The 23,146-nt window shown below is 64.3% G+C and carries 22 protein-coding genes and 1 pseudogene; 4 read left to right on the forward strand and 19 right to left on the reverse strand.

The features are described 5' to 3' along the window. Positions 1-5: 5 nt before the first annotated feature. A complete protein-coding gene (locus F3J43_RS09145) occupies positions 6-911 on the reverse strand; it encodes a LysR family transcriptional regulator (RefSeq protein WP_166884964.1) in 906 nt (301 codons plus the stop codon). A 189-nt stretch (positions 912-1,100) separates the two neighbouring features. Here F3J43_RS09145 and F3J43_RS09150 point away from each other — a divergent pair, with 189 nt between their 5' ends. Further along, complete coding sequence (locus tag F3J43_RS09150; RefSeq protein ID WP_166884966.1) at positions 1,101-1,550, forward strand: universal stress protein; 450 nt, start codon at positions 1,101-1,103, stop codon at positions 1,548-1,550. A gap of 59 nt (positions 1,551-1,609) precedes the next feature. On the opposite strand, the gene F3J43_RS09155 is transcribed toward F3J43_RS09150, so the two are convergent. Genes F3J43_RS09155 through F3J43_RS09170 form a run of 4 tightly spaced genes read right to left on the reverse strand, consistent with a single transcriptional unit; the run spans position 1,610 to position 6,398 of the window. Then, the gene (locus F3J43_RS09155; RefSeq protein ID WP_166884967.1) at positions 1,610-2,470 is read right to left on the reverse strand and encodes an efflux RND transporter periplasmic adaptor subunit; all 861 of its coding nucleotides are present in this window, start codon (positions 2,468-2,470) and stop codon (positions 1,610-1,612) included. Between the two features lie 10 nt (positions 2,471-2,480). Then, positions 2,481-2,693 (reverse strand): DUF1656 domain-containing protein, encoded by a 213-nt coding sequence (locus tag F3J43_RS09160; protein WP_286184410.1) that lies wholly within the window; start codon positions 2,691-2,693, stop codon positions 2,481-2,483. Continuing rightward, positions 2,683-4,863, reverse strand: a complete 2,181-nt coding sequence (locus F3J43_RS09165) for an FUSC family protein (protein WP_166884978.1) — start codon at positions 4,861-4,863, stop codon at positions 2,683-2,685. Before F3J43_RS09165 ends, F3J43_RS09160 begins: the two co-directional genes overlap by 11 nt. Beyond that, positions 4,860-6,398: an efflux transporter outer membrane subunit gene (locus F3J43_RS09170; protein ID WP_166884980.1), complete on the reverse strand. Its 1,539-nt coding sequence runs from the start codon at positions 6,396-6,398 to the stop codon at positions 4,860-4,862. The genes F3J43_RS09165 and F3J43_RS09170 overlap by 4 nt, the downstream gene beginning before the upstream one ends. A gap of 180 nt (positions 6,399-6,578) precedes the next feature. On the opposite strand from F3J43_RS09170, the gene F3J43_RS09175 reads away from it, so the two are divergent. Then, the gene (locus F3J43_RS09175; RefSeq protein ID WP_166884982.1) at positions 6,579-7,526 is read left to right on the forward strand and encodes a LysR family transcriptional regulator; all 948 of its coding nucleotides are present in this window, start codon (positions 6,579-6,581) and stop codon (positions 7,524-7,526) included. Between the two features lie 114 nt (positions 7,527-7,640). Beyond that, on the forward strand, positions 7,641-8,615 hold the full coding sequence (locus tag F3J43_RS09180; RefSeq protein WP_166884984.1) for a 2-hydroxyacid dehydrogenase: 975 nt from the start codon (positions 7,641-7,643) through the stop codon (positions 8,613-8,615). 38 nt (positions 8,616-8,653) lie between these two features. Here F3J43_RS09180 and F3J43_RS09185 read toward each other — a convergent pair whose 3' ends face one another. Further along, positions 8,654-10,129, reverse strand: coding sequence for a glucosyltransferase domain-containing protein (locus F3J43_RS09185; protein WP_166884986.1), 1,476 nt, complete (start codon positions 10,127-10,129; stop codon positions 8,654-8,656). Positions 10,130-10,332: 203 nt separating this feature from the next. Further along, positions 10,333-11,229, reverse strand: a complete 897-nt coding sequence (locus F3J43_RS09190; protein ID WP_166884988.1) for a DMT family transporter — start codon at positions 11,227-11,229, stop codon at positions 10,333-10,335. 223 nt (positions 11,230-11,452) lie between these two features. On the opposite strand from F3J43_RS09190, the gene F3J43_RS09195 reads away from it, so the two are divergent. Next, positions 11,453-12,328, forward strand: coding sequence for a helix-turn-helix domain-containing protein (locus F3J43_RS09195; protein WP_166884990.1), 876 nt, complete (start codon positions 11,453-11,455; stop codon positions 12,326-12,328). 92 nt (positions 12,329-12,420) lie between these two features. Here the strand turns inward: F3J43_RS09195 and F3J43_RS09200 are convergent, their stop codons facing one another. The 12 genes and pseudogenes from F3J43_RS09200 to F3J43_RS09255 form a co-directional block, all read right to left on the reverse strand. Continuing rightward, positions 12,421-14,811 (reverse strand): TonB-dependent siderophore receptor, encoded by a 2,391-nt coding sequence (locus F3J43_RS09200; RefSeq protein WP_166884992.1) that lies wholly within the window; start codon positions 14,809-14,811, stop codon positions 12,421-12,423. A 157-nt stretch (positions 14,812-14,968) separates the two neighbouring features. Next, entirely contained in the window at positions 14,969-15,940 is a 972-nt protein-coding gene (locus F3J43_RS09205) for a FecR family protein (protein WP_166884994.1), read from the reverse strand. Continuing rightward, a complete protein-coding gene (locus tag F3J43_RS09210; RefSeq protein WP_166884997.1) occupies positions 15,937-16,512 on the reverse strand; it encodes an RNA polymerase sigma factor in 576 nt (191 codons plus the stop codon). Before F3J43_RS09210 ends, F3J43_RS09205 begins: the two co-directional genes overlap by 4 nt. After that, a complete protein-coding gene (locus F3J43_RS09215) occupies positions 16,509-16,844 on the reverse strand; it encodes a DUF3325 domain-containing protein (protein ID WP_166884999.1) in 336 nt (111 codons plus the stop codon). Before F3J43_RS09215 ends, F3J43_RS09210 begins: the two co-directional genes overlap by 4 nt. Further along, positions 16,844-18,412 (reverse strand): PepSY-associated TM helix domain-containing protein, encoded by a 1,569-nt coding sequence (locus F3J43_RS09220; protein WP_166885002.1) that lies wholly within the window; start codon positions 18,410-18,412, stop codon positions 16,844-16,846. The genes F3J43_RS09215 and F3J43_RS09220 overlap by 1 nt, the downstream gene beginning before the upstream one ends. Further along, the gene (locus F3J43_RS09225; RefSeq protein ID WP_166885004.1) at positions 18,409-18,714 is read right to left on the reverse strand and encodes a DUF3649 domain-containing protein; all 306 of its coding nucleotides are present in this window, start codon (positions 18,712-18,714) and stop codon (positions 18,409-18,411) included. The genes F3J43_RS09220 and F3J43_RS09225 overlap by 4 nt, the downstream gene beginning before the upstream one ends. A gap of 30 nt (positions 18,715-18,744) precedes the next feature. Next, the gene (locus tag F3J43_RS23795) at positions 18,745-19,251 is read right to left on the reverse strand and encodes an RHS repeat domain-containing protein (RefSeq protein WP_205297748.1); all 507 of its coding nucleotides are present in this window, start codon (positions 19,249-19,251) and stop codon (positions 18,745-18,747) included. Positions 19,252-19,324: 73 nt separating this feature from the next. Next, entirely contained in the window at positions 19,325-19,663 is a 339-nt protein-coding gene (locus F3J43_RS09235) for a hypothetical protein (RefSeq protein ID WP_166885006.1), read from the reverse strand. Positions 19,664-19,829: 166 nt separating this feature from the next. Beyond that, positions 19,830-20,075 (reverse strand): annotated as a pseudogene (locus F3J43_RS24040) (RHS repeat-associated core domain-containing protein); the annotation flags it as partial. Between the two features lie 12 nt (positions 20,076-20,087). Next, the gene (locus tag F3J43_RS24045; RefSeq protein ID WP_286184413.1) at positions 20,088-20,741 is read right to left on the reverse strand and encodes an RHS domain-containing protein; all 654 of its coding nucleotides are present in this window, start codon (positions 20,739-20,741) and stop codon (positions 20,088-20,090) included. A gap of 112 nt (positions 20,742-20,853) precedes the next feature. Beyond that, a complete protein-coding gene (locus F3J43_RS09250; RefSeq protein WP_166885008.1) occupies positions 20,854-21,996 on the reverse strand; it encodes an ankyrin repeat domain-containing protein in 1,143 nt (380 codons plus the stop codon). Between the two features lie 188 nt (positions 21,997-22,184). Beyond that, on the reverse strand, positions 22,185-23,146 hold a 962-nt coding region (locus tag F3J43_RS09255), incomplete at its 5' end, for an RHS repeat domain-containing protein (protein WP_205297727.1).

Genomic DNA, 23,146 nt, shown 5'->3' on the forward strand with positions numbered 1-23,146 from the left:
GGTGATTACGGGTCGAGGCGCCCGCAGGCCTTCAACGTCTGTCGCAACCAGCGATGCGCCGGGTCATTGTCGAAGCGCGGATGCCAGGCCTGCATCACATTGACCTTTTCCAGCGGCACCGGGATCTCGAACGAGCGCAACGGCAGCCGCAGGCGCTGCACGCTGTTGAGGATATTGGCCGGTATCGGCAGGATCAGGTCCGAGTCCGGCAACGAGAACATCGCCGAATGGAAACTGGTGGTGATCAGCGCCACCCGCCGCTCCACCTTGTGGTTGGCCAGCGACACATCGATCGGCCCATTGGCCCGCCCCCGCCGGGACACACTGATCTGTGGATAGGCGGCAAACCGCTCCGGGGTGATCGCGCCATCGAAGATCGGATGGTCCTCACGGGCCAGCCCCACGAAGTAGGTGTTGAACAGGCTCTGCACCTTGATCTCCGGCCCCAGCTCGATGGCCGAGCTGATGATCAGGTCGATCTGGCCATTGCGCAGCACCGCATCGTCGTCCCCACTGCCTTCCGGCACGAAGCGCAGTACCGTGCGCGGCGCCTGGGTCAGCATCATGCGCAGCAGCTGGGCGCCGTACAGGGCGATGAACAGGTCGTTGGTGCGGATGTTGAAGGCGCGGTCGAGGTTCGCCAGGTCGACATCCTCGCGGCTGCGAAACACCTGTCCGGCCTGTTCCACCAGCCCGTGGACCTGCTCGCGCAGGGCCAGCGCCCGTGGTGTCGGTACCAGGCCACGGCCGGCGCGCACCAGGATCGGGTCGCCCAGGGCCTCGCGGATCCGCCCCAGGGTCCGGCTCATCGCCGCCGGGCTCAGGTTCATGCGCTGGGCGGCGCCGACCACGCTGCCCTCGTCGAGCAGCACATCGAGGGCGACGAGCAGGTTCATGTCCGGGAGTTGCATGGCGGTGGTCCATCACAGTTGTGGAAGACGCGATGGTATCAGCTTGGTGGATTGCGTCGGACGCAATGGCGCCCTGCGCGGCGAGCCATTTATCCCGGCCGGTCAATGCGTCAGCCTGTACCCCCTGACGCGGGGCAAGCCCGCTCCCACGAAGCCCGCGCCGTCACCGACGCCACGCAAGGAACCCCCATGCTCCAACCGGTCCTGATCGCCATCGACGCCTCCCCCGCCGCCGCCGCCCTGCTCGACCTCGCCCGCCACTACTGCCGCCCCGGCGAGCACCGCCTGCACGTGCTGCTGGCGATCGACTCGACCTTCGCCGTGCACGACCACCCGGCCCGCTACACCGAACAGGAGCAGGAGGAATACCCCGCGGCCTGCGACGAACAGCAACTGGCCGAACGCGCCGTGGCCAGCGCCGTGCGCGAGTTGCGCGCGGCCGGCTTCGACTGCCAGGGCTGCATGGTCGCCGACCAGCCGGTGGACGCCATCGTCGCGAAGGCCCGGGAGCTGGAGTGCGGGCTGATCATCATGGGCCACCGCCACCTGTCGCGGCTGGGGCGGCTGCTGGACCCGTCGATCAGCGCCAAGGTGATCGACCGGGTGAAAGTGCCGGTACTGGTCGGGGTCGCCGGCTGAGGCAACGCCCCCGATCATCGCTGCCATCGCCGGGAAGGCCCGCGATGGCCAGCTCGGCGCTACTGCTCGCTCGGCTTGACCACCACCGTGCAGGTGGTCCCCGCCGCCATCAGGAAGCCTTCCGGCACTTCGTCGATATGGATCCGCACCGGTACCCGCTGGGCCAGGCGCACCCAGTTGAAGGTCGGGTTGACGTCGGCGATCAGCTCGCGGCTCTGCGGGTTGTCGCGGTCGTAGATGCCGCGGGCGATGCTCTCGACATGCCCCTTGATGCGCTCGCCGCTCATCATCTGCAGCTCGGCCTGGTCGCCTACCTTCACGTGCGGCAGCTTGGTCTCCTCGAAGAAGCCGTAGACCCAGAACGAGTGCTCGTCGACCACCGCCATCACGGCCTCGCCGGTACGGGCGTAGTCACCCTTGTGGATGTTCAGGTTGGTCACGTAGCCATCGACGGTGGCGACGATCTGGGTGCGCTGGAGGTTCAACTCGGCCGCGGCCAGCTGGGCCTGGGCATGCTGGTAGTCGGCCAGCGCGGAGCTGGCGATGTTGCTGGCGTCGTCGCGGTTTTCCTTGGAGATCACCAGGTTGTCCATGTCGGCGCGGCGCTTGGCGTTGACCTTGCGCATCTCCCAGGTGGCCTTGCGCGAGGCGACCAGCGCCTTGGCCTGGTCCACCGCCAGCTGGTAGTGCTCGGGGTCGATGCGGATCAGCACGTCGCCCTTCTTCACCTGCTGGTTGTCCTTGACCGGCACGTCGACCACATAGCCCGGCACGTCGGCGGCGACATTGATGATATCGGCGCGTACCCGGCCGTCACGGGTCCACGGCGTGGTCATGTAGTGCAGCCACAACTGGCGACCGATCACCACGGCAGCGGCCAGCACCAGCAAGGTGGCGATCAGGCTGAAGAACTTTTTCATCGAAGGATTCTCACCAGTAGAGCGACAGCGCCAGGGCGCCGAACAGGCAGACGAACAGCGACAGGCGCAGCAGCGCCGGGTGCCAGAAGAAGCGATAGCCATCATGGCTGGCGATGAACCGGTCCAGGCCCCAGGCCAGGCCCAGGGCGAACAGGAACATCAAGGTCATGGTGGGCATGTACACGCCATGGAAGGCGATCTCACGGGGCATTTCACGGAACATCGTGGTGCAGTCCTTTCGCCGGAGCCAACGGCGACTGTGGGTCGAGCAGGGAGGATCGGATGAAGTGCAGGTAGCTCTGCGCGCGACGCAGCACCGAGGTGTCGAAGTGCCGGGCGAACGGTTCGTCGGTGGCCTGCACCCGGCTGATGGCGTGGTCCACCGCCACCAGCGCACGTTCGTGGTTGCTGGCGCTGGGCTGCAGGAACAGCCGTGCCAGGGCGCGACCCATGACGCGGATCGCCTGGCGCCACGGCTGCGACTCGGCGTAGGCCGGGTGGATCGGCGCACGCGCCTGCTCCTTGCGCAGCTCGATGATCGCGTGGCCGATCTCCAGCACGGTGAACATCCAGCCCATCAGTTCGCTCTGCACCTGCGGCTTGCCGGCGGCCAGGCCATAGGCCTGGTGCAGCAGGTCGCGGGTGCGGCTTTCGAATGCCGAGCCGAGGCCACGCAGGCGCCCGCCGATGGCGAACAGCACCTGCTCGCGCAGCTCCTGCTCCAGGCGGCTCCACAGCCAGCGACTGTTCGGCGGCAGGATGATCGCGCCGGCCGCGGCACAGACGAACATGCCGATGACCATGCCGATGTAGTCGTTGATGAAGGTGTAGGGGTTGTAGATGGTCAGGTTGTTCGGCACCGAGCCAATGGCGAAGAACACCAGCAGGCCGACGCCGTAGCCAGCGTAGGCCGGGCGCGACGAGAGGAACGCGCCGAGCACGAACACCGGCGCCAGGACCATGCACAGCAGCGGGAAACCGTCGATCCAGGGGAACACGAAGAAGGTTTCGAAGAAACCGATGAAGGCCCCGATCGCCGTGCCGCAGGCCATCTGGAACGACATGCGCTTGGGGTTGGGCGAGGCCGCCGACAGGCCCACGGTGACCGTGGCGATCAGGGTCATCATGCCGCCGCTGGGCCAGTCGCTGAGCAGCCAGTAGCTGCCCAGCAGCAACAGCACCGCCGAGGCGCGCACGCCGGCCGCCAGCGACACCAGCCAGCTGGTCTGGGCCACGTAGGGTTCGTCCCACTGCTCGCGCTCGTGCTTGTGCACCGCCAGCGAGGCATGGGTCTGGGCATAGCTGAACATCTCGTCGACGAAGCGGTAGAGCAGCTCGAAGGCGGTGTGGAAATCGAGCAGGTCGGACTCGCTGGGGTTGGTCTCCAGGTACTCGGCGCGCAGGCCTCGCACCTGGGCCTGCAGGCCTTCCTTGTAGGTGCCCAGTTCCAGCGCCAGGCGCAGCGCGTCGGCGTCGGTCAGGGCACGGCCGACGTAGGGCTGCAGCAACTGCGCGAGGGTCTCCAGGCCCGGCTCGATGGCCCCGACGATCTGCAGCGGGCCGCGGGCACGCAGGCGCTCGAGCAGGCTGTGCAGGGCGTTGAAGCGGGTGGTGATGGCCATGAACTCGCTGTTCATGCGCACCAGCCGCCCCGAGCGCCGACGCATGTGCGGGTCCTCGAAGGCGGTGACGTTGCGCAGGCTTTCCAGGCCCACCGCCTCGGCGACGAAGCGGACGTTGCTGGTCTCGTAGCGGTCGCGCTGGCTGTCGCCGCGCAGGGCCTCGACCACCACCCCGGCGAAGGTGCCGAAGCGCTGGTACAAGGCGTTGCGCATGGCGGCACTGGCCGACTGCGGCAGGATCGCGGCGCTGACGAAGGTCGACACGAGGATGCCCAGGGCGATTTCCAGCACCCGCCACACCGCCGCCATGAACGCCTGGTCGGGGTGCTCGAGCACGGGCAGGCCGATCATCGCCGCGGTGTAGCCGGCCAGCACGAAGCCATAGGCCCGGAAGGTGCGGTAGCGCATGGCGCCGGCCGAGCACAGGCCGACCCACAGCGCCAGGCTGGGCAGGAACAGCTCGGTGTTCTGCGGGAAGATGGCGATCAGCGCGACCATCATCGCCGAGCCGGCCAGGGTGCCGAGCACCCGGTAGAAGCTCTTGGCGAACACATGGCCGCTCTGCGGCTGCATGACGATGAACACGGTGATCATCGCCGTGCGTGGCTGCGGCAGCTCCAGGCGCATGGCCAGCCACAGGGTGATGAAGGCGGCGGCCAGAACCTTGAAGATGTAGACCCAGGTGACCCCATCGGTCCGCGCCCAGGCAAAGAAGCCCCGGCGCCACTCCAGGCTCTGCAGCCAGCGCACGGGCAGGCTCGATGTGCTCATTCGGCGTGGCCCACGGTGTCGGTGAGCTGGTCGAAGACCGCCAGGGTGGCCGGGGTCTTCGGCGCGGCCTGACGCTCGTCGTCAGGCACGTCCTTGCCGGCCTCCAGGCCGCCACCCAGGGCGGTGACCAGCTCGGCATGGGCCACCAGGCGCGCGGCCTGGACCTGTTGCTGCACTTGCTGCTGGCGGAACAGCAGGGTCTGGGCGTTGAGCACGTTGAGGTAGTCGGTCAGGCCACGCTGGAAGGCGACGGTCGCGATGTCGTAGGTCTTCTGCGCGGCGGCCACCGACTCGGCGGCGAAATGCGCCTGTTCCTTCATCGACTCGCGGCGGATCAGCTGGTCGGAGATGTTCTTCAGCGCGCCGATCACCGTCTGGTTGTAGCGCGCCACGGCCACGTCGTAGCCGGCCGAGGCCACGCCCAGCTGCGAGCGCAGGCGACCGCCGTCGAATATCGGCAGGCTGATGGCCGGGCCGACGTTGTAGTTGAACTTGCGCCCGGTGAGGAACTCCAGCGGGCCGCCGCCGGTGGCCATGAAGCCGAGGCTGCCGACCAGGTCGACGTTGGGGAAGAAGCCGGCGTGGGCGACATCGATGCCGCGGGCCTGGGCCGCGACCTGCCAGCGACTGGCGACCACGTCCGGCCGCTGGCCGACCAGCTCGGCAGGCAGGTTAGACGGCAGCGCCAGCGGTGCACCGAGGGTCAGGCTCGGGCGCTGCAACCTGGCACCCTCTCCCGGGCCCTTGCCGGCCAGGGCCGCCAGCTGGTTACGGGTCAGGGCGATCTCTTCATCGAGACCGTCGAGCTGACGGTGGGTCTCGGGCAGCGGCGCCTCGGCCTGGCTGACCTCGAAATGGGTGCCGATGCCGCCGTCGAGGCGACGCTTGGCCAACGCCAGGATCTGCTCCTGCTGCGCAAGCTCGGCCTGGACGATATCGCGCTGGGCGAAGTGCAGGCTGAGCTGGATGTAGGTGCGCACCACGTTGTTTTCCAGCTCGAGCTGGGCCTGGCGCGCCTCGGCGACGCTCATGTGCGCCTGGTCCACGGCCTGCTCGGTGGCATTGCGCTCGCGCCCCCACAGGTCCAGCGCGTAGCTGAAGCCGATGGCGGCATTGTTGTCCCAGGTGTTGGCGCCGGACAGCGCGCCGGGGCCGTAGAATTGGTCCTCCGGCCAGTTGTGGCGCTTGAGCGTGGCGTTGCCGTTGGCCTGGAGCTTCTCGGCCGATTCGACCACCCCGGCCATGGCCTTGGCTTCACGCACCCGCGCGGCCGCCATGGCCATGCTCGGGCTGCCAGCCAGGGCCAGGGCGATCCAGTCGTTCAGTTGCGGGTCGCCATAGGCGCGCCACCATTGTTGCGCCGGCCAGTGGGCATCGCGCGCGGCTTCGCGAATGGCCTCGTCGGTGGCCAGCTGGTTGGCTTGGAGAGTCTTGGTTTGCGGGGCGATGCCCCAGGTTCCGATACAGCCGCTCAAGGTGAGACAAAGGGCACAGGCACTGAGCGCACTAAGCGCTCTGATGTTGCGACGCGGCACAGCTGCGATTTCCCGAGGAAGAGGTGGAGGGGCCGAACAATTCTAGGGGCGGCTTTCATTGGCGATAAGCGTATATTCCTGCGAATCTTTGTTACCAAAACAGCGATAATCCGGCTTTAGTCGGAAGCGACAATCCGTTACTTCATGTCACAATTTTGTCCTCTAAACCGAGAGTGACCCATGGACACCCTGCAAAACATGCGTGCTTTCAGTTGCGTGGCCCAGCTCGGCAGCTTCACCGCTGCCGCGGCGCAACTGGATACGACCACCGCGAACGTGTCGCGGGCGGTCTCCAACCTGGAAGCCCATCTGCAAACCCGCCTGCTCAACCGCACCACGCGGCGCATCGCGCTGACCGAGGCAGGCAAGCGCTACCTGATGCGCTGCGAACAGATCCTCACCTTCGTCGAGGAAGCCGAGGCCGAGGCCAGCGATGCCCACGCCCGCCCCGCCGGGCAGTTGAAGGTGCACTCGATGACCGGGGTCGGCCAGCATTTCGTGGTCGATGCCATCGCCCGCTACCGCGAGTCGCACCCGGACGTGACCTTCGACCTGACCATGGCCAACCGCGTGCCCGACCTGCTCGACGAGGGCTACGACGTGTCCATCGTGCTGGCCAGCGAGCTGCCGGACTCGGGCTTCGTCTCCCAGCGCCTGGGCATCACCTACAGCATCGTCTGCGCCTCGCCCGACTACGTGGCGCGCCACGGCTTCGCGCACAAGCCGGCCGACCTGCTCAAGCACGCCTGCCTGCGCATGGTCAGCCCGGTGATCCCGCTGGAGAAGTGGCTGTTCGACGGCCCCGAGGGCCAGGAGATGGTCAACATCACCAGCTCGCCGTTCCAGGTCAACTCGGCCGATGCGATGAAGACCGCGATCCGCAGCAGCATGGGGGTTGGCGTGCTGCCGATCTACTCGGCCATCGATGGCCTGCGCGACGGCAGCCTGGTACGGATCCTGCCGGAATATCGCCTGCAGGAGCTGAACTTGTATGCGATCTACCCGTCGCGCCAGTACCTGGATGCCAAGATCAAGACCTGGGTCGAGTACCTGCGCAACTCGCTGCCGGAAATCCTCGCCGCCCACGAGGCCGACCTGAAGACCCACGAACTGTTGATCGCCAACTGAAAAAAGCGGCTGCGCGACAGGTCTGGGCAATGCTAGGTTGCTGACCGTTGATCCCGTCATCGCGGGGCTAGCCCCGCGATGATGCCCCTACCCGCCTTGCAGAGAAGCCGCCCGATGAAAAAGACCGTCCTGGCCTTCAGCCGCATCACCCAGGCCATGGCCGAACGCCTGCAACAAGATTTCAACGTGATCGTGCCCAACCCCAAGCTCGGCGACATCAGCGCCCAGTTCAACGAAGCCCTGCCCGAGGCCCATGGCCTGATCGGCGTCGGCCGCAAGCTCGGCCGCGCGCAGCTCGAGGGTGCGGGCAAGCTGGAGGTGGTGTCCAGTGTCTCGGTGGGCTACGACAACTACGACCTGGACTACTTCAACGAACGCGGCATCGCCCTGACCAACACCCCCGACGTGCTCACCGAAAGCACCGCCGACCTGGGCTTCGCACTGATCATGGGATGTGCGCGCCGCACCGCCGAACTCGACGCCTGGACCAAGGCCGGGCATTGGCAGGCCACCGTCGGCCCGGCACAGTTCGGCAGCGATGTGCACGGCAAGACCCTGGGCATCGTCGGCCTGGGCAACATCGGCGCAGCCATCGCCCGCCGTGGCCGCTTCGGTTTCGACATGCAGGTGCTGTACGCCGGCAACAACCGCAAGCCCGCGCTGGAACAAGCGCTCGGCGCGCAGTACCGCAGCCTCGACGCGCTGCTCGCCGAGGCCGACTTCGTCTGCATCGTGGTGCCGCTGTCCGAGGCCACCCGCAAGCTGATCGGCGCCCGTGAGCTGAAGCTGATGAAGCCCAGCGCGTTCCTGATCAACATCGCCCGTGGCCCGGTGGTGGACGAGGCAGCGCTGGCCGAGGCACTGCAAGGCGGCACGATCCGCGGTGCCGGGCTGGATGTCTACGAGAAGGAGCCACTGGCTGATTCAGCGCTGTTCAGGCTGCCCAACGCCCTGACCCTGCCCCACGTCGGCTCGGCCACCGCCGAGACCCGCGAGGCCATGGCCAACCGGGCCATGGACAACCTGCGCGCGGCGCTGCTCGGCGAGCGCCCGCAGGACCTGGTGAACCCACAGGTGTGGAAAGGCTGAGGCCATCGAACCGAAGCGCACCGCGCCGACGCCTGGCCTCAATGCTCCCCAGCAGGCACGTTGAACAGGACATAGGCCGCGTCGTCCACCAGGTGGATCTCATACAACGGACGGACGATCTGCGCCGCCGGGCTGGCGGCCAGCACCTGTTCGCGACTGAGCGGCGGGGGCTGGTAGAACGTATGCAGCTGGTCGAGACCGGCCAGCGGCAGCATCTCCGGCAGCATCACGAAATTGTTGGGATTGATCTGCTCCAGGACCGGCAAGTTGCGCAACGTCCCTTTCGCCGCTGGCAACCAAAGTCTGTCTTGCCAGTAATCGAGCAGGTAATACTGCCTGGCAGGCAGCGATGACAAGTCATGCGCCACTGACTGGGTCACGGCCTGGAGCAATGCCTTCTGCCACACCAGGACCCGGCCATAGGCAAACGACATCGACAGCATGACCACTGTCGCCAGCACCAGCACACCCAGACGCAGGCGCGGCAGGGCCGACAAGGCATCGTGCGCCAGATGCAGCACCAGGGCCAGGACAGCGCCCAGGGCCATCAATACCCGCGGATTAGGATCGAAATCCCTTAGCACGAGCGTCACGCCAGGGACGCACAGCACCAGCAGTGCCATCGGCCCCAGCAGGAACGCCAGCAGCCCCAGGCGCTCACCCACGCCACGGGGCTGCCGCCAGACGCTGCGAATGTGCCTGCCCAGCCCAGCGATCGCCAGCATGGCCAGGGCAATGCCTCCCCAGAAGATCCAGGGCGTGACCAGCAGCTTGAGCACTTCTGCCGTGGCGGCAAGGTGACGCAGGATGGTAGCCGGCCAGTCGCCATCGATTGCGATCAACTCCGCACGCCCCCTGAGCACCATCCAGGCACAGCTCAGGTAGAACAATCCGCACCCCGCCAGCAACTGGCCCAGGCGCAAGACGGCATACCGGCAAACCTTCGCCAGTCGCTGGCCGTCCATGACCTGACGCATCACCTCGATGCAGCACAGGGCTGCAAATACATTCACGGTCGGTTGATAAAGCGCAGCCCCCATCGCCACCAGCAGGCTGCCGAACAGCAACCGTGCCGGCCACCTGCCAGCCAGCATGATCGCCCAGATGCTCAAGACCAGCGCCAGCGCCATGGAGGTGCCGTCGTACTGATAGGACAGGTTCTGCAGGAACATCGGCTGCAGCCACAGCGGCAGCACCACAAGGACCGCAGCGGCCGTCGGCAACCCGAACCAGTGCCGGGCAAGGCTCGCCAGCGCATGTGCGCCGATCAGGGCCACCAGTATCAACGGCAACGGATAGACGTTCACCGCGTCAGTCCCGAAGCTGAACAACATGTGTACCACCACGACCAGCGGGCGACCGAGTTCCTCCCAGTCATTGCGCGCCAATTGCTGGCGCGCGTAATCGTCCAGTGCCGGCAGGTCCGCCATCAGCAGCGGTACGATGTGCAGCAGCAAGATGGCTGAGCACAGCAACCAGCGCTGCGTGCCAGTCAGTGGCGTATTCCATGACATCGTCGGCTCCTTGGTGGGACACACGGCGAAGTCTAGTCAGACTGCTCGAATGCACACCTGTCAGTACTGCCAGTTACTACCCTCCATACCAGAAGTCTTGTGGAAGCGGGCTTGGCTGCCGCGTTGCGCCAGATCGCGGGGCAAGTCGCATCGGCGCCCCGCCCCTCCCACAACGATGGATGACCACACTTTTCGTACAAGATCTAACGTGCTGCTGCCATCTGCGGTCGAATCGCCGGCTTGCGAAACACCAGCACGTTCCCGGCCATCACCGCCACCAGCCCGAGCAACGCCGGCGCTGTCCACTGGTAGCCCTCGGCGAATGCCGACACATTCAGCGCCACCAGCGGGAACAGCACGGTGCAGTAGGCCGCTCGCTCCGGCCCCATGCGCCCGACCAGGGTCAGGTAGGCGGTGAAACCGATCACCGAACCCGGAATCACCAGGTACAGCAGCGAGCCGAGGTAGCGCGCGTTCCATTCCATGGCGAAGGGAATGCCGCTGACCAGGCAGTACACCGCCAGCATCGAGGCGCCATACAACATGCCCCAGGCGTTGGTGGTCATCGGCCTGAGCCCGGCCTTCTGCTGCAGGCTGGAAAGCATGTTGCCGGCCGAGAAGCACAGCGTGCCGAGCAGCGCCAGGCCCAGGCCGTAGAGGGTTTCGCGGCTGGCCGCATGGTGCGACAGCTCCGGCCAGAACAGCAGCCCCAGCCCGAGCAGGCCCATGGCGCCGCCGCCGAGCACGTTGGCGGCAATCTTCTGGCCGAAGAAGATTCGCGCATTGAGGGCGTTCCACAGGGTCGCGGTGGAGAACACCACGGCGATCAACCCGCTGGCGACCCACTGGCTGGCGGTCAGGAAGCACATGAAGTTGACGCAGAACAGGCACACGCCCTGGGCCAGGCACACCAGGTGCCCGCGGCGGTTCATCGGCTGCAGGCGCCGGGTGAGCAGGAGGATGGCGAACAGGATCAGCCCGGCCAGGGCGAAGCGGTAGACGATCGATACCGGGATGGCGACCACGCCCAGTTGCAGTTTCAGGGCGATCCAGGTGGTGCCCCAGATCAGGACGGTGAGCAGGTAGAGCGACAGGTTCATGGTGAAGTCCTCGGGCAGGTTTGGCCTAGGGCCACGCTGTGGCCCATCGCCAGCGCCCACCGCGAACCTGGCGGGAGCCGGCGATCGAGGGCGCCAGCCCTCGCAAGGCAGGCAGTCTGCGCGACCGCCGGCATCGCCCGCTTGCACAAACTTGCGCTTTTGCTCATCAGCCAGCTGTCAGCCCACCCACGCCGCAGTACGATAGCCAGCAGAGGAGTCGCCCATGCCCCCACTCGATCACCTGCAAGTCTTCAATGCCATGCACGCCTCGCCCAACGCCCGGCTGGAGCTCAGCGCGCACCTGGGCGACGGGCTGGCGGCGGCGCAGTGGAGCAACCACGACGATGCCCGCGACTACCAAGCCCCGAGCCATCACACGCTGTCCTGCTACATCGCCGACGGCACCGGCACCTTCCGTCGCCAGCGCCCGTCGGACAAGGGTTCGCCCGACAAGCTGTGCATCATGCCGGCCGGCCATGAGTCGAACTGGGTGGTCAACGGCAGCATCCGCCTGGCCCACCTGTACATCAGCGAGACGCAGTTCGCCCTCGGCTGCACCCGCCTGCTCGACCGAGAGCCGCGGGAGATGCAACTGCGCGAGGCGACCTTCCTCGAGGATCCGCAACAGGCCCGGCGCTTTCGCCAACTGATCGCGCTGGACTGGAGCGAACCTGGCGAGCGCCTGCTGGCCAGCAGCCTGGCCCACGCCATCATCGACCATGCCGTGCTCAACCAGGCCGGGCTGCGCCAGGGCCTGAAGCTCAAGGGCGGGTTGGCGCCGCACCTGCGCCGGCAACTGCTCGACTACCTCGAGGCCAACCTCGAACAGCCGCTGACCCTGGGCGAGCTGGCGCTGCGCTGCAACCTGTCGGAATACCATTTCGCACGGATGTTCCACACAAGCTTCGGCTTGCCGCCGCATCAGTACCTGCTGGCCAGGCGCCTGCACCGCGCCTGCCAGTTGCTGCGCCAGGGGGCATTGCCCCTAGGCCAGGTGGCACTGCTCTGCGGTTTCGCCAGCGCCAGCCACTTCAGCAACCGCTTCCGGCAAGCGCTGGGCGCCACGCCGGGGGCGTACCGGGCGGCGTTTGCCTGTTGAGCGCAGGGACCGCGTCGCCATCGACCCGCGCTGCCTTGCCGGCGAACAGCCAAGCCACGCGCCAGAAGCGAACGTTTTTCCCAGACAGCCCCCTAGAACTCGAAGGTACTGCTCAGGCTCACCTGCCGCGCGTCGCCCACGGCGACGAAGTAGCGGTTCACCGCCGAGCTGTAGTAGACCTTGTCGAACAGGTTCTTCACATTCAGTTGCAGGCGCACCTTGTGCTCGTCCAGCTTGGTTTCATAGCTGGCGAAGGCATCGGCCACGGTGTACGCCGGCAGGTCGAAGTCATTGCTCGCGTTGCCCGCGCGCTCCCCGACATAACGGGCGCCGGCCCCCAGGCGCAGGCGATCGCCGCCGAACAAGCTACCGTAGTCGTACACCGCCGACAGCGAGCCGCTGTGGCGGGCGACGTTCTGCAGGCGATTGCCCTTGAGGTCCGGGTCCTTGGTCACCTCGGCGTCGGTGAAGGCATACGCGCCGATCAGGCTCCAGCGCTCGCTGAGCTGGCCGGTCAGGTCCAGCTCGACACCGCGCGAACTGACTTCGCCGGCGTTGCTGTAGAGGGTCTCGCCGGTGCCTGTGTCGAAGTTCGACACCAGCACGTTGCGCTTGGTGATGTCGAACAACGCCAGGGTGCCGCTGAGCTGCCCGGGCATGTCCAGCTTGGCGCCCAGCTCCCACGCCTTGCCCTCCTCCGGGGCGATCGATGAATCGAGCACCAGGCCGCCACTCAGCGGCGCGATGCTGGAGTTGGGCTTGAACGACTCGCTGTAGCTGCCATACAGCGACAACTGCTCGTCGACCTTGTAGACGATACCGGCATGCGGCACCCAGGTCTGGCCGCTGTTGTCGGTATTGGCCTTGAACGGGCGACCACGACCGGCGTACTGGTCGTATTGCTGGAAACGCCCGCCGGCCACCAGGATCCAGTGGTCGTCCAGGTGCCAGGCGTCCTGCACGAACAACGAATCGGTACGCAGCTTGTCGGTCTGGTCGCTGTCGCTGGCACGCACGCTGCTGCCGGGCACTTCGCGACCATAGACCGGGTCGAGGTAGCTGAAGGTCGAGCGACTGTTCTGGCGGATCAGGTCGGCGCGGTAGATCTTGCGGTCTTCATGATCGACCCCCGCCAGCAGCTCATGGCGCATGCCGGCCAGCTCGACGCTGCCATTGAGGCTGAGGGTGACGAACTGGTCGCGGCTCATGGCGCCCTGGGTGCCATCGATGCTGCGCGACAAGGTGCCCTTCTGCTCGTTGACGCCCGTCACCCGCACCTGGCTGGCATCGTAGGTCTCGCGGTTGAAGCTGTAGCCCAAGTGCAGCTTCCAGTCGTCGGCCAACTGGTGATCGACCTCCAGCCGGTACAGGTCCGAGCGCCCTTCCATGTTGTTGAAGCGCTCGTCGAGACGACGGGTGGCCGGGATCGGCAGCGGGTGGCCGTCGCTGCCAAAGGCGGTGCCACGGTCGAACGGCGAGAGGAACTCGCGGTGTTCGTAGGCCAGCAATACCTGGGTATCGTCGCCGTACCAGGCCAGCGAGGGCGCCACCAGCGATTCGCGGTGGGTGCCGAAGTTGCGCCAGTAGTCCTCGTCTTCATGATCGACGATCAGCCGGTAGGCCAGGTTGCTGCTGCCCAGCGCGCCAGTGCTGTCCAGGCTGGCGCCGCTGCCGTTCTTGCCGCTGCCATAGGTCGAGCCACGCAGGGTCAGGGCGTTGTAAGCCTGCATCTGCGGGCGCTTGCTGACCACGTTGATCACCCCGCCAGGGTCCTGGATGCCGTACAGCAGCGAGGCCGGCCCCTTGAGCACCTCGACCCGCTCGGCGCTGGCGTTGAGCGCGCGCCCCTGCACCAGCGGCATGCCGTCGCGCATGATCGAGCCATCGCGGTTGTCGCCGAAGCCGCGCTTCATCACGGTGTCGGCGGTACCGCCAAAGTTGTTGCCCTGGGTGATGCCACTGACATTGGCCAGGGCGTCGTCGAGGTTGCGTGGCGCCTGGTCGCGCAGCACCTGGGCCGGGACCACATTGATGGCGTGGGGGATCTCCTGGCTCGGGCCCTGGCCACGCATGATCGAGGCAGTGGCCGGGGGCTGGTAGCTGTAGTCGTCCTGCTGCGAGGTGATGCGCGTGGCCTGCAGGTTGAGCGCGCCGCCAGCATCGAGCGCCTCGAGGGTCAGCGTGCGCGCGTCGAGGCGGCGCCAGAGCAATCCGGTGTTGCCCAGCAACTGCTGCAGCGCCTGCTCGGCGCTGAACGCCCCCTCGAGTGCCGGTGCCTGGACGTCAGGCAGTGCCAATGTGTGGACCACGCTCTGGCCAGTGACCCTGGTGAACGTATCGAGGGCCTGGGCCAGCGGTTGACCAGGCTGGGCGAAGGCATAAGCCTGACTGAGCTGCGCGGCCAGCGCCTGAGGAGCCAGGGCCACGGCCGGCAAGGTGCAGAGGCCGAACCAGAGAGGGACGCAACGCGAGGTGAACTTCATGGACGCTGACCTGAGAGAGGAGTGATTTATTGCGAATGAATCGCACTTTCAATCACTACACGGATGCCGTGATGGAATACCTCACCCGATCAGCTGTTTTTTTATTCTTGGCCATTCGTGGGAACAGGCCTGCCTCGCGAGGCGTCGGTACCGCCTTTCAACGCAGGACGGTCAAGCGCCCCAGCACCGTGTGCCGCTCGAAGCCCAGCACCTTGCCCAGCGAGTCCAGCGCGGCCAGGGGCTCGTTCAGCAGGAAACTGCCACTGACCCGGCGCTGCGCCAGTTGGCCATCGAGCAGCAGGATCCGTCCCGGGTAGTAGCGCCCCAGGTCCTCGACCACCTGTCCCAGCGGCACCTGGTGATAGCTCAGCCAGCCCTGGCGCCAGGCCAGTTGCCCTGCGCTGTCCACCGCCTCGACCACTCCGGCCACGCCATCGGCATAGGCCAGTTGCTGATCGGCCAGCAACTCGCGGGGCACACCGCCCTGCCCCGGACTCACCGCCACTCGTCCGCTGCTCACCGTGACCCGGGCGCCCGTGTCTTGCTCACGCACCTCGAAGCGGGTCCCCAACACGCGCACCTCGCCGCCCTTGGCATCGACCAGGAACGGCGCGCCGGTATGGCTCACCTCGAAATACGCCGCGCCGCGCAGCAACCTGACCCGCCGCTCGCCATGGGCGAAGTCCACCGTCAGCGCCGTATCGGCATCCAGGGTCAGGCGCGACTGGTCGGCCAACCTCACCTGGCGTGGCTGGGCGCCACTGCTGTAGTCCGCGCGCAGGTCCTGGATCCAGTGGCGCGGCTGCCAGCCACCGAGCCCGCCCAACCCCAGCACCAGGCAGGCTGCCACGGCATAGCGCCGCCAAGGACGCGGCGCCGCGGGACGACGCATGGCTGCAAGGTATGGACGCAAGCTGTCGTGCTGCTCTTCGGCCAGGCGTGCCGCCGGCGCGGCGCTCAGCCGCCACAGCGCCTCGGCTTCGGCATAGGCGCGGCGATGCGCCGGGTCCTGCAGCAGCCAGCGCTTGAACGCCGCGCCGTCGGCCTCGCCCGGCTGCTGGTTGATCCGCCCCAGCCAGCGCAGCGCGGCTGCGGACTGTTCGGCGCTGATCGGCGGTTCGAGGCTCATCGACGGGCGCTCCCTGGCCGGCGCAATGGAGACGCGGGCTCGGCGAGACTCGCCTTGCACGCTTCGAGGGCGCGCATCATATGCTTTTCCACCGCGCTCTGGGACAGCTCCATGGCCTTGGCGATCTCGCCGTAGGTGCAACCGTGGACACGGTTGAGCAGGAAGATCTGCCGGGTACGCTCGGGCAGCGCGCGCAACGCCGTGTCGATGCGCTGCAGGTCGTGGCGGGCTTGCAGGGCCTGCTCGAGGGGCTGCGCGGCGTCATCCTCCTCGGCGTGCTGCAGGCCCTCGGCCAGGCGATCGCGGCTGCCGGCGCTGCGCAGGTAGTCGATGGCCAGGTTGCTGGCGCTGCGCAGCAGGTAGGTATCGAGGGCCTCGACCTTGACCTCGGGGCGACGCCAGAATCGCAGGAACAGGTCCTGGACCAGGTCCGAGGCGGTGGCGCGACAGCCGATGCGCCGGCTGACCAAGGCCTCCATGCGCGCCCGCTGGGCGAGGAACACCTGGACGAAACGCGCCCGGCCGCCACTGGCATCGGCCTCGGGCGCGGCGATATCCCCCCGCTCGTTCAAGCGCTCACTCGGGCCAGCGTGACCAGCAGCGGCCCGAGGACCGCGCTGAGCAACGCCAGGCGCAACAGCAACCGTGGCAGGTAAGGCAAGCCGAACACCCACAGGGTCACCCCGGCCATCAGCACTGCGCTCCATTCCACCAGCCCCATGGCCCAACCGCGCAACTGCACCGCCAGCACCAGCGATAGCAGCAACAGCAGCCAGCCGCCGCCACGCAGCAACCGCCGCAGGCCCAGCGAAGGCTTGCGCCCGATCAGGTCGTTGAAGTGTTTTTCCATGGCCAGGCACAAACTGGCGAAACCGGCAAAGCCGATCAAGGCGATCCCCAGCATCAGCTCGCCTCCACCCTGGAGGGCCTGGCCACGCGAGGCGCGCGTCGCGCCGCCGGTGCCGGGCTGCGCAGCATCTTGCCCGCAGCCCAGGCCAGGAACAGCCCGGTGCCCAGGGCCGTCAGGTCGAAACCGGCCATGGCCCAGTCGCCGACGGCCAGCGAATGATTCAAGCCCTGGCCAGTGGTCAGCGCATTGAGCAGCGCCAGCAAGGCAAACGCCAGCGCCCCCAGCGCCAGTTGCTCGCCCCAGGCCCGGCGCCCGGGGCGCAGCATGGCGTGCAGCAAGGCCAGCGCCCAGACCACGAAGAAGCTGTCGATCTCCCAGTCGGCGCGCCCCTCCAGGGCCACCGGCAGCAGGCGGTTGGCCCAGAAGAACGCCGCCACGCCCAGCAGCAGCCCGCTCATGCTGGCGATATTGAGCACCTCGACCAGGCGCAGCTCGCCCGGCATGCGCCCGCTCTTGGCATGCTTGAGCTGCCGCTTGCCCAGCCACATCACCAGCCCAGTGCCAATCACCGCCGTGCCGGCCACGCCGAACACGAAGTACAGCCAGCGCAGCCAGGGCCCGGCGAAGTTGCCCATGTGCAGGCCGACGAAGGTGAACTGGGTCATCATCGCCGCGCTCTGCGCGGCGCCCTGGCCCAGCGCCGCGCCGCTGACACCATCGAAGGTCCAGTTGGCGCCGCGGCGCAACGCCACGCTGTCGGCCGAGGAGCGGGTGAAGATGACCCGGGCGTTGCGGTCGCCCGGGTTCTGCACCTGGATGAAGCCTATGTGCGCCTCTGGCGCCTGCTCGCGGACCTTGGCGTACAGCTCGGCCAGCGGCACCAGCGGCGCGGCCACGGCGGCGGCCCTGGGCGCCTCGTCGCGGCCGAACAGGTCGTTGAAGTAGCGGCCACTGTCGCCGTAGCTGGCCAGGATGCTCGCCGGCATCACCATGTACATGAAGATCACCAGGCTGCTGTAGCTGATCATCAGGTGGAACGGCAGCACCAGCACGCCGATGGCGTTGTGGCCGTCGAGCCAGGAACGCTGGCCCTTGCCGGGGCGGAAGGTGAAGAACTCCTTGAAGATCTTCTTGTGGGTGATGATCCCGGTGACCAGGCCCAGCAGCATGATGAAGGCGCAGAAGGTCGACAGCCAGCGGCCCCAGGGGTGGGGCATCTGCAACTGGAAGTGGAAACGGTAGAAGAACTCGCCGCCGCGGCTGTCGCGGGCCTGGACCTCTTCGCCGCTGGCCGCGTCCAGCGACTTGCTGACAAAGCCGCGCCGCCCTCCCGCCTGCGGGTCGCGCCAGCCGACGCTCAGCGCCGCCTCGCGTTCGCTGGGCAGGCGGATGAACCAGCTGCCGGACTGTCCGGCGTTGCTTTCCAGGTAACGCTGCGCCAGGCCCAGGCTCGCCTGCGGATCGAGCGCATGACGGCGCACTTCCGGCTGGGTCCAGTGGCTGATCTCGTCTTTGAAGTACGACAGCGTGCCGGTGAGGAAGATGGCGAACAGCAGCCAGCCGAAGAGCAGCCCGGTCCAGGTGTGCAGCCAGGCCATCGCCTGGCGGAAGCCTTCTTTCATCCCTGTTTCATCCAGTAGGCCAGTGCATTGATAGCCCCCAGCGCCAGGCCCGGCAGCAACAGGCCCAGCCAGGCCCGCCAGGCGCTGCGGCAGGCGAAGCACCAGATGAAGGCCAAGAGGTAGACCAGGAACGACAGCATCATGCCGGTGAGCACGGCATCGACCTGGGCCATGGGAGCGAACAAGGTGATGGCGATGCTGACCATGGACGCCAGCAAATAGCCACCCAGCAACGCCGCCAGGCTGCGCGATGTGACGGCCAGGCGATAGCTCAAGGGAAGGCCAGCGGCTTTGCTGTTCATGGCGAAGGTCCGGGGAATGGGAGTGCAATATTAATGATTTAAATTCTCATTAGCAAAGAGCGCACCGCCCCTACAACCTAACGCGTCAGCCTCGGTACGAAAGCGAGGAAATGTGCGAGCAGAATCGGACTCACCTGTTGGCAGCTCACCCCGGCAGTCTGCAGGGAAGCCCCGCGCCTGCTCACTGTGGAAGTGCTTCACGGCATGCCCACCGGCCAACTTGGCTTGCCATTGGCGGGCCAATGCCTGGCAGGCATCCTGGTCGACCTCGTCTGCGATGTAGCTGTCGACCAGGGCCAAAGGGTCTGGCAAGGCGTCCGGGAAACGGGGTAGAACCCCGAGGCGTCCGGAGTACTGATCGTACTGGTAACGAGTCACCAACCCGTCGAAGCCGGTCTCCTGCAACAGACGGCCAACCGGATCGTAGAGGAACGCCGCCTTGCTTTCGTTCTCGTTCTCCAGCCCGATCAGGCGGCCGAGTTTGTCCCAGCGATAACGCTGGGTGTATTCGTTGGCATCAACGCGTTCGATCAGCAAACCAGCGGCGCCATAAGATTAAATGACGCAGCGGTCGCAGGCTTCAAATCTAGCCACGTACAAGGCCAGCAACCTACAGCTTTATTTTCTCCTTAGTAAATATCTCAATATCATCAATAGCATCTTGGACATTCCCCGCCAACTCAGGATCTTTAGAGACCATAGTAAGAATCGGCTTCACTTTCGCAACGTTAATTTCGCCATGTAGCCGGGCTGTGTGCCCGATACAAATTACTGCAAGGTTTCTAACGTCAACCTCAACGTCGTTATCTATCAGCTCCTTGCATTTGTCCAGCACCCAATCAGCGTCATCCAGGTTAAAACAGGCGTACATAATCGCATCAATCCTAACATCTTTCGACTTAGACTTGAGCTCACGCTCAAGCCTAGCCTTGACTTTGGTCAAGTTCATTTGATCTTCCCCTTGCGATTAACCTTACCAGCTTTAACCAGAGCATTTTGTTGATCTACATGGAGGTCACACCAACAACGGACATGTCCATGGTACTCTTCCTCTCCATCTGCATGTATCTTGGTCCTATCCAGAACAACCAATTCATTGTTCTCGGTATCGGCCCCTACTCGCCTTGGTGCTGTAGATCTAACTTGGACGAGTTATCAAGAGCTGCTTGTCCGTCAGTTGGCGCCCTACTCTTAACAGCATTGTCTTTCTTACCATGATAAGGAGCATTCTTGAATACCCGCGCAAGTCCTAGCGAATCCACCCATCCGATGGGGTTTGCGGCATACTGGAAAAGATTAAGACCGGCGACATAACCAAGCGGATCCTTTCCAATAAATCGACCTACGAATGGATCATAGTATCGATAGCGATTCTAATGTAACCCTGTCTCATAATCATGATACTGGCCTTGGAAACGGATTGGGTTGTTTAGACCGTGTTGAGTGGCCCAATCCGAGCGTTCACCGTGCGCTTCACCCCATGCATTGTACTGCCCAGACCACGCGATATTACCTTGCTCGCCGGTCAACTCTATTGGGGTCCCAAGACGATCGCACAGGTACCAGGCAATCGCATCGAAGGTCTGCGTGGTCATCTGCGTCTGCCACAGCGGATCCTGATCGAAGTCATATTCGCACTGGCTCCAGTCCGACTGCTTGTGCAGCCGGATCGGACTTTTGCGCAGAGCCTGGGCCACCGGCACGAAGCTGCCCGGTTCATACAAGTAGTGCACGGTGCGACCGGTATCACCATCGTCACGCGGCGGTGAACTCCCCCAGGCCAGGGTGTCGCCGTCCCAACCAAACAGGGTGAAACCGCAGCCGAGTTCACGTTGGCGCTTGGCGCGTTGTAGTTGGTTCCAACCAGTGCCCGCTTCAGGGCGATCCCAGAAGTGCGCCACCGAATGTTTGTGCAAGCGACGGCCCAAAGCGTCGTAGCTGTAATCGACCTTGAGCTTGTCGTCGTTGTAGCCTGTTAACCGGTCGAACAGGTCCCAGGTGAAATAAACATGGGCGCCGTTGTGCAAGGAAGCTTCGCCTGCTCGATACATACCACAGAAACTAGATTGGAGCAGGAAAGTAAGTCCGCCCCCTTTTACTGCTTACACTAGCCTTTTAACTCTTATATTTTTTATCGCTTCAATAACCAGCATCCAGAGCCAAAACTTTCCAACTTGCTGTACGTTTGCGTTCGACCAGCGCAGCCAGTGTTTTTCCGCCAGGCTCACCTTTGGCCGTAAATCTAATAGGCGCCAGTATAAACAGATTAACCCTCTCATCTTCGGAAATATTCTCTGAGCCACTATCTTTATTCCAGGGCTTGTCAATAACTAAAAGAGCATCAACTGACTCAGGCCAGGACAAGTCAGCATAGGCGGGATCACTTTTCAGCAGCAGATTCCCCTCCTGAAGCGGCTCGTGCTCAAGTGTCCGTAGTCCAAGACGTTCCAACATCTGCACAGGGAAACGCCAAGAGCCATGTGCCGGCCACTCCCTCCGGGGAAGCGGCCAGTCACCCGGTAAGCAAATGAACAGTTCGCTCATCGGCAATTTATTATAAAGACCGACAGTAAAAAGAAGTTTATAATCAGTCTTGCCGTTGAGCAAGCTTATGTGCAATGACGTTTCAGGCACGTCAAGTGAAGGACTAAACACCGCCGGCAAAACCCACCCCGCAGTATTATGCACAAAATTAACTATCGCCTGGCCAGCACCTGCTACATCGGGAACATCAATCTCCGAGGTACTGCATCCACCATTGGCCTCCAACTTCCTCACGACGTCCTGCTGCCCCCATCCCCGGGCAGCATCTAAAGAGCTATTGTTAAATCGTAAGTGTAGGCGATTAATTTCAGCGCCTCTTGCCAAAAGAAGAGAAACCACGTGTACATGTCCCGACTGGGCGGCAGCATACAGCGGCGTGCAAACACTCAGCGGAAGACCATCGACAGAACCTCCTCCATCAAGAAGGCATTCACAAGTTGCCAAATGGCCTCCACCAGCTGCTAGTTGCAAAGCAGTACTATACCCAGCTCTAATGTACGCTCGATTAGGCTCCAGCCCAAACTCGAGCAACAGCTGACAAACTTCGGCTTGCCCTGCCCGAGCAGCTATATGTAGCAAGCTTTCCTCTTCCACATCACCATATCGAGCCAGTACAAGAAGCTCCGAATGCTCTTGCGCAAAGGCACGCAGACTTTCTAGCCTACCGCTCTCAATATCGTCGTAAAGTTGATCCAGCTTTGCCTCGTATTTCTCGTAAATCCGCTGCCAGCCGTTCATTAAATGAAAGTCCCTTCTTTGTATTCCTGCCCCATTCGTTTCAGTTCCTTTTCCACCGCACTCAAACCTTTAGCATCAGCTCGCTGCAATCGCTCAAAAACCCTTTTGGCGGACTCAACATTATGAGTACTGCCCCCGTTACGCGCCCAAGTAAAATTACGCAGATCAGTATTCACATCAATATTATGCTAAGCCATTATAGCCTGTGATTTAAGAATATAATCTCGATTCTCCTGCTTCCAGTTACCTGGCGCCTTTTCACGAACGATATGATGGCGGTGGGGGTTTTTCATACCCTCAGGTGCCGGGCCCATCTCTTTTTTGTCCGCCGCATTCAACCGGCAAACAGCAAGCCCCAGTGGATCGATCCATTTAATGGGGTTCGGAGCATAGGCAAACAGGTTGATTCCGCCAACATAACTGATCGGATCTTGCCTGATGAATCGTCCAGTTTTCGGATCATAGTACCGATAGCGGTTGTAGTGCAGCCCAGTCTCATGATCGTGGTACTGGCCTTGGAAGCGGATCGGGTTGCCCAGTCCCTGCTGTTTGGCCCAGTCCGTGCGCTCTTCTTTGATTTCACCCCAAGCCTTGTACTGCGCAGCCCAGACGATATTACCCTGCTCGTCAGTCAGTTCCATCGGCGTGCCAAGGTGGTCGCACTGATACCAGGCAATCGCCTCGAACGGATGTGGTTTCACCTCGGTGTGCCACAACGGATCCTGATCGAAATCGTATTCGCGTTGGCTCCAGTCCGGCTGCTTGTGCAAACGGATCGGGCTCTTGCGCAGGGCCTGGGCAACCGGCACGAAACTGTTTGGCTCGTACAGGTAATGCACGGTGCGGCCGGTGTCACCTTCATCGCGCGGCGGTGAGCTTTCCCAAGCCAGGGTGTCACCATCCCAACCAAACAGGGTGAAGCCGCAGCCGAGTTCACGTTGCCGCTTGGCCCGTTGCAGTTGGTTCCAGCCAGTGCCCGCTTCAGGGCGATCCCAGAAGTGCGCCACCGAATGTTTGTGCAAGCGACGGCCCAGGGCGTCATAGCTGTAGTCGACCTTGAGCTTGTCGTCGTTGTAACTGGCTAACCGGTCGAACAGGTCCCAGGTGAAATGCGCATGGGCACCGTTGTGCAGGCGGTGGATCAGGTTGC

Origin of the sequence: Pantoea sp. Cy-639 (assembly GCF_011752525.1) — a bacterium.
Classification (GTDB): Bacteria; Pseudomonadota; Gammaproteobacteria; order Pseudomonadales; family Pseudomonadaceae; genus Aquipseudomonas.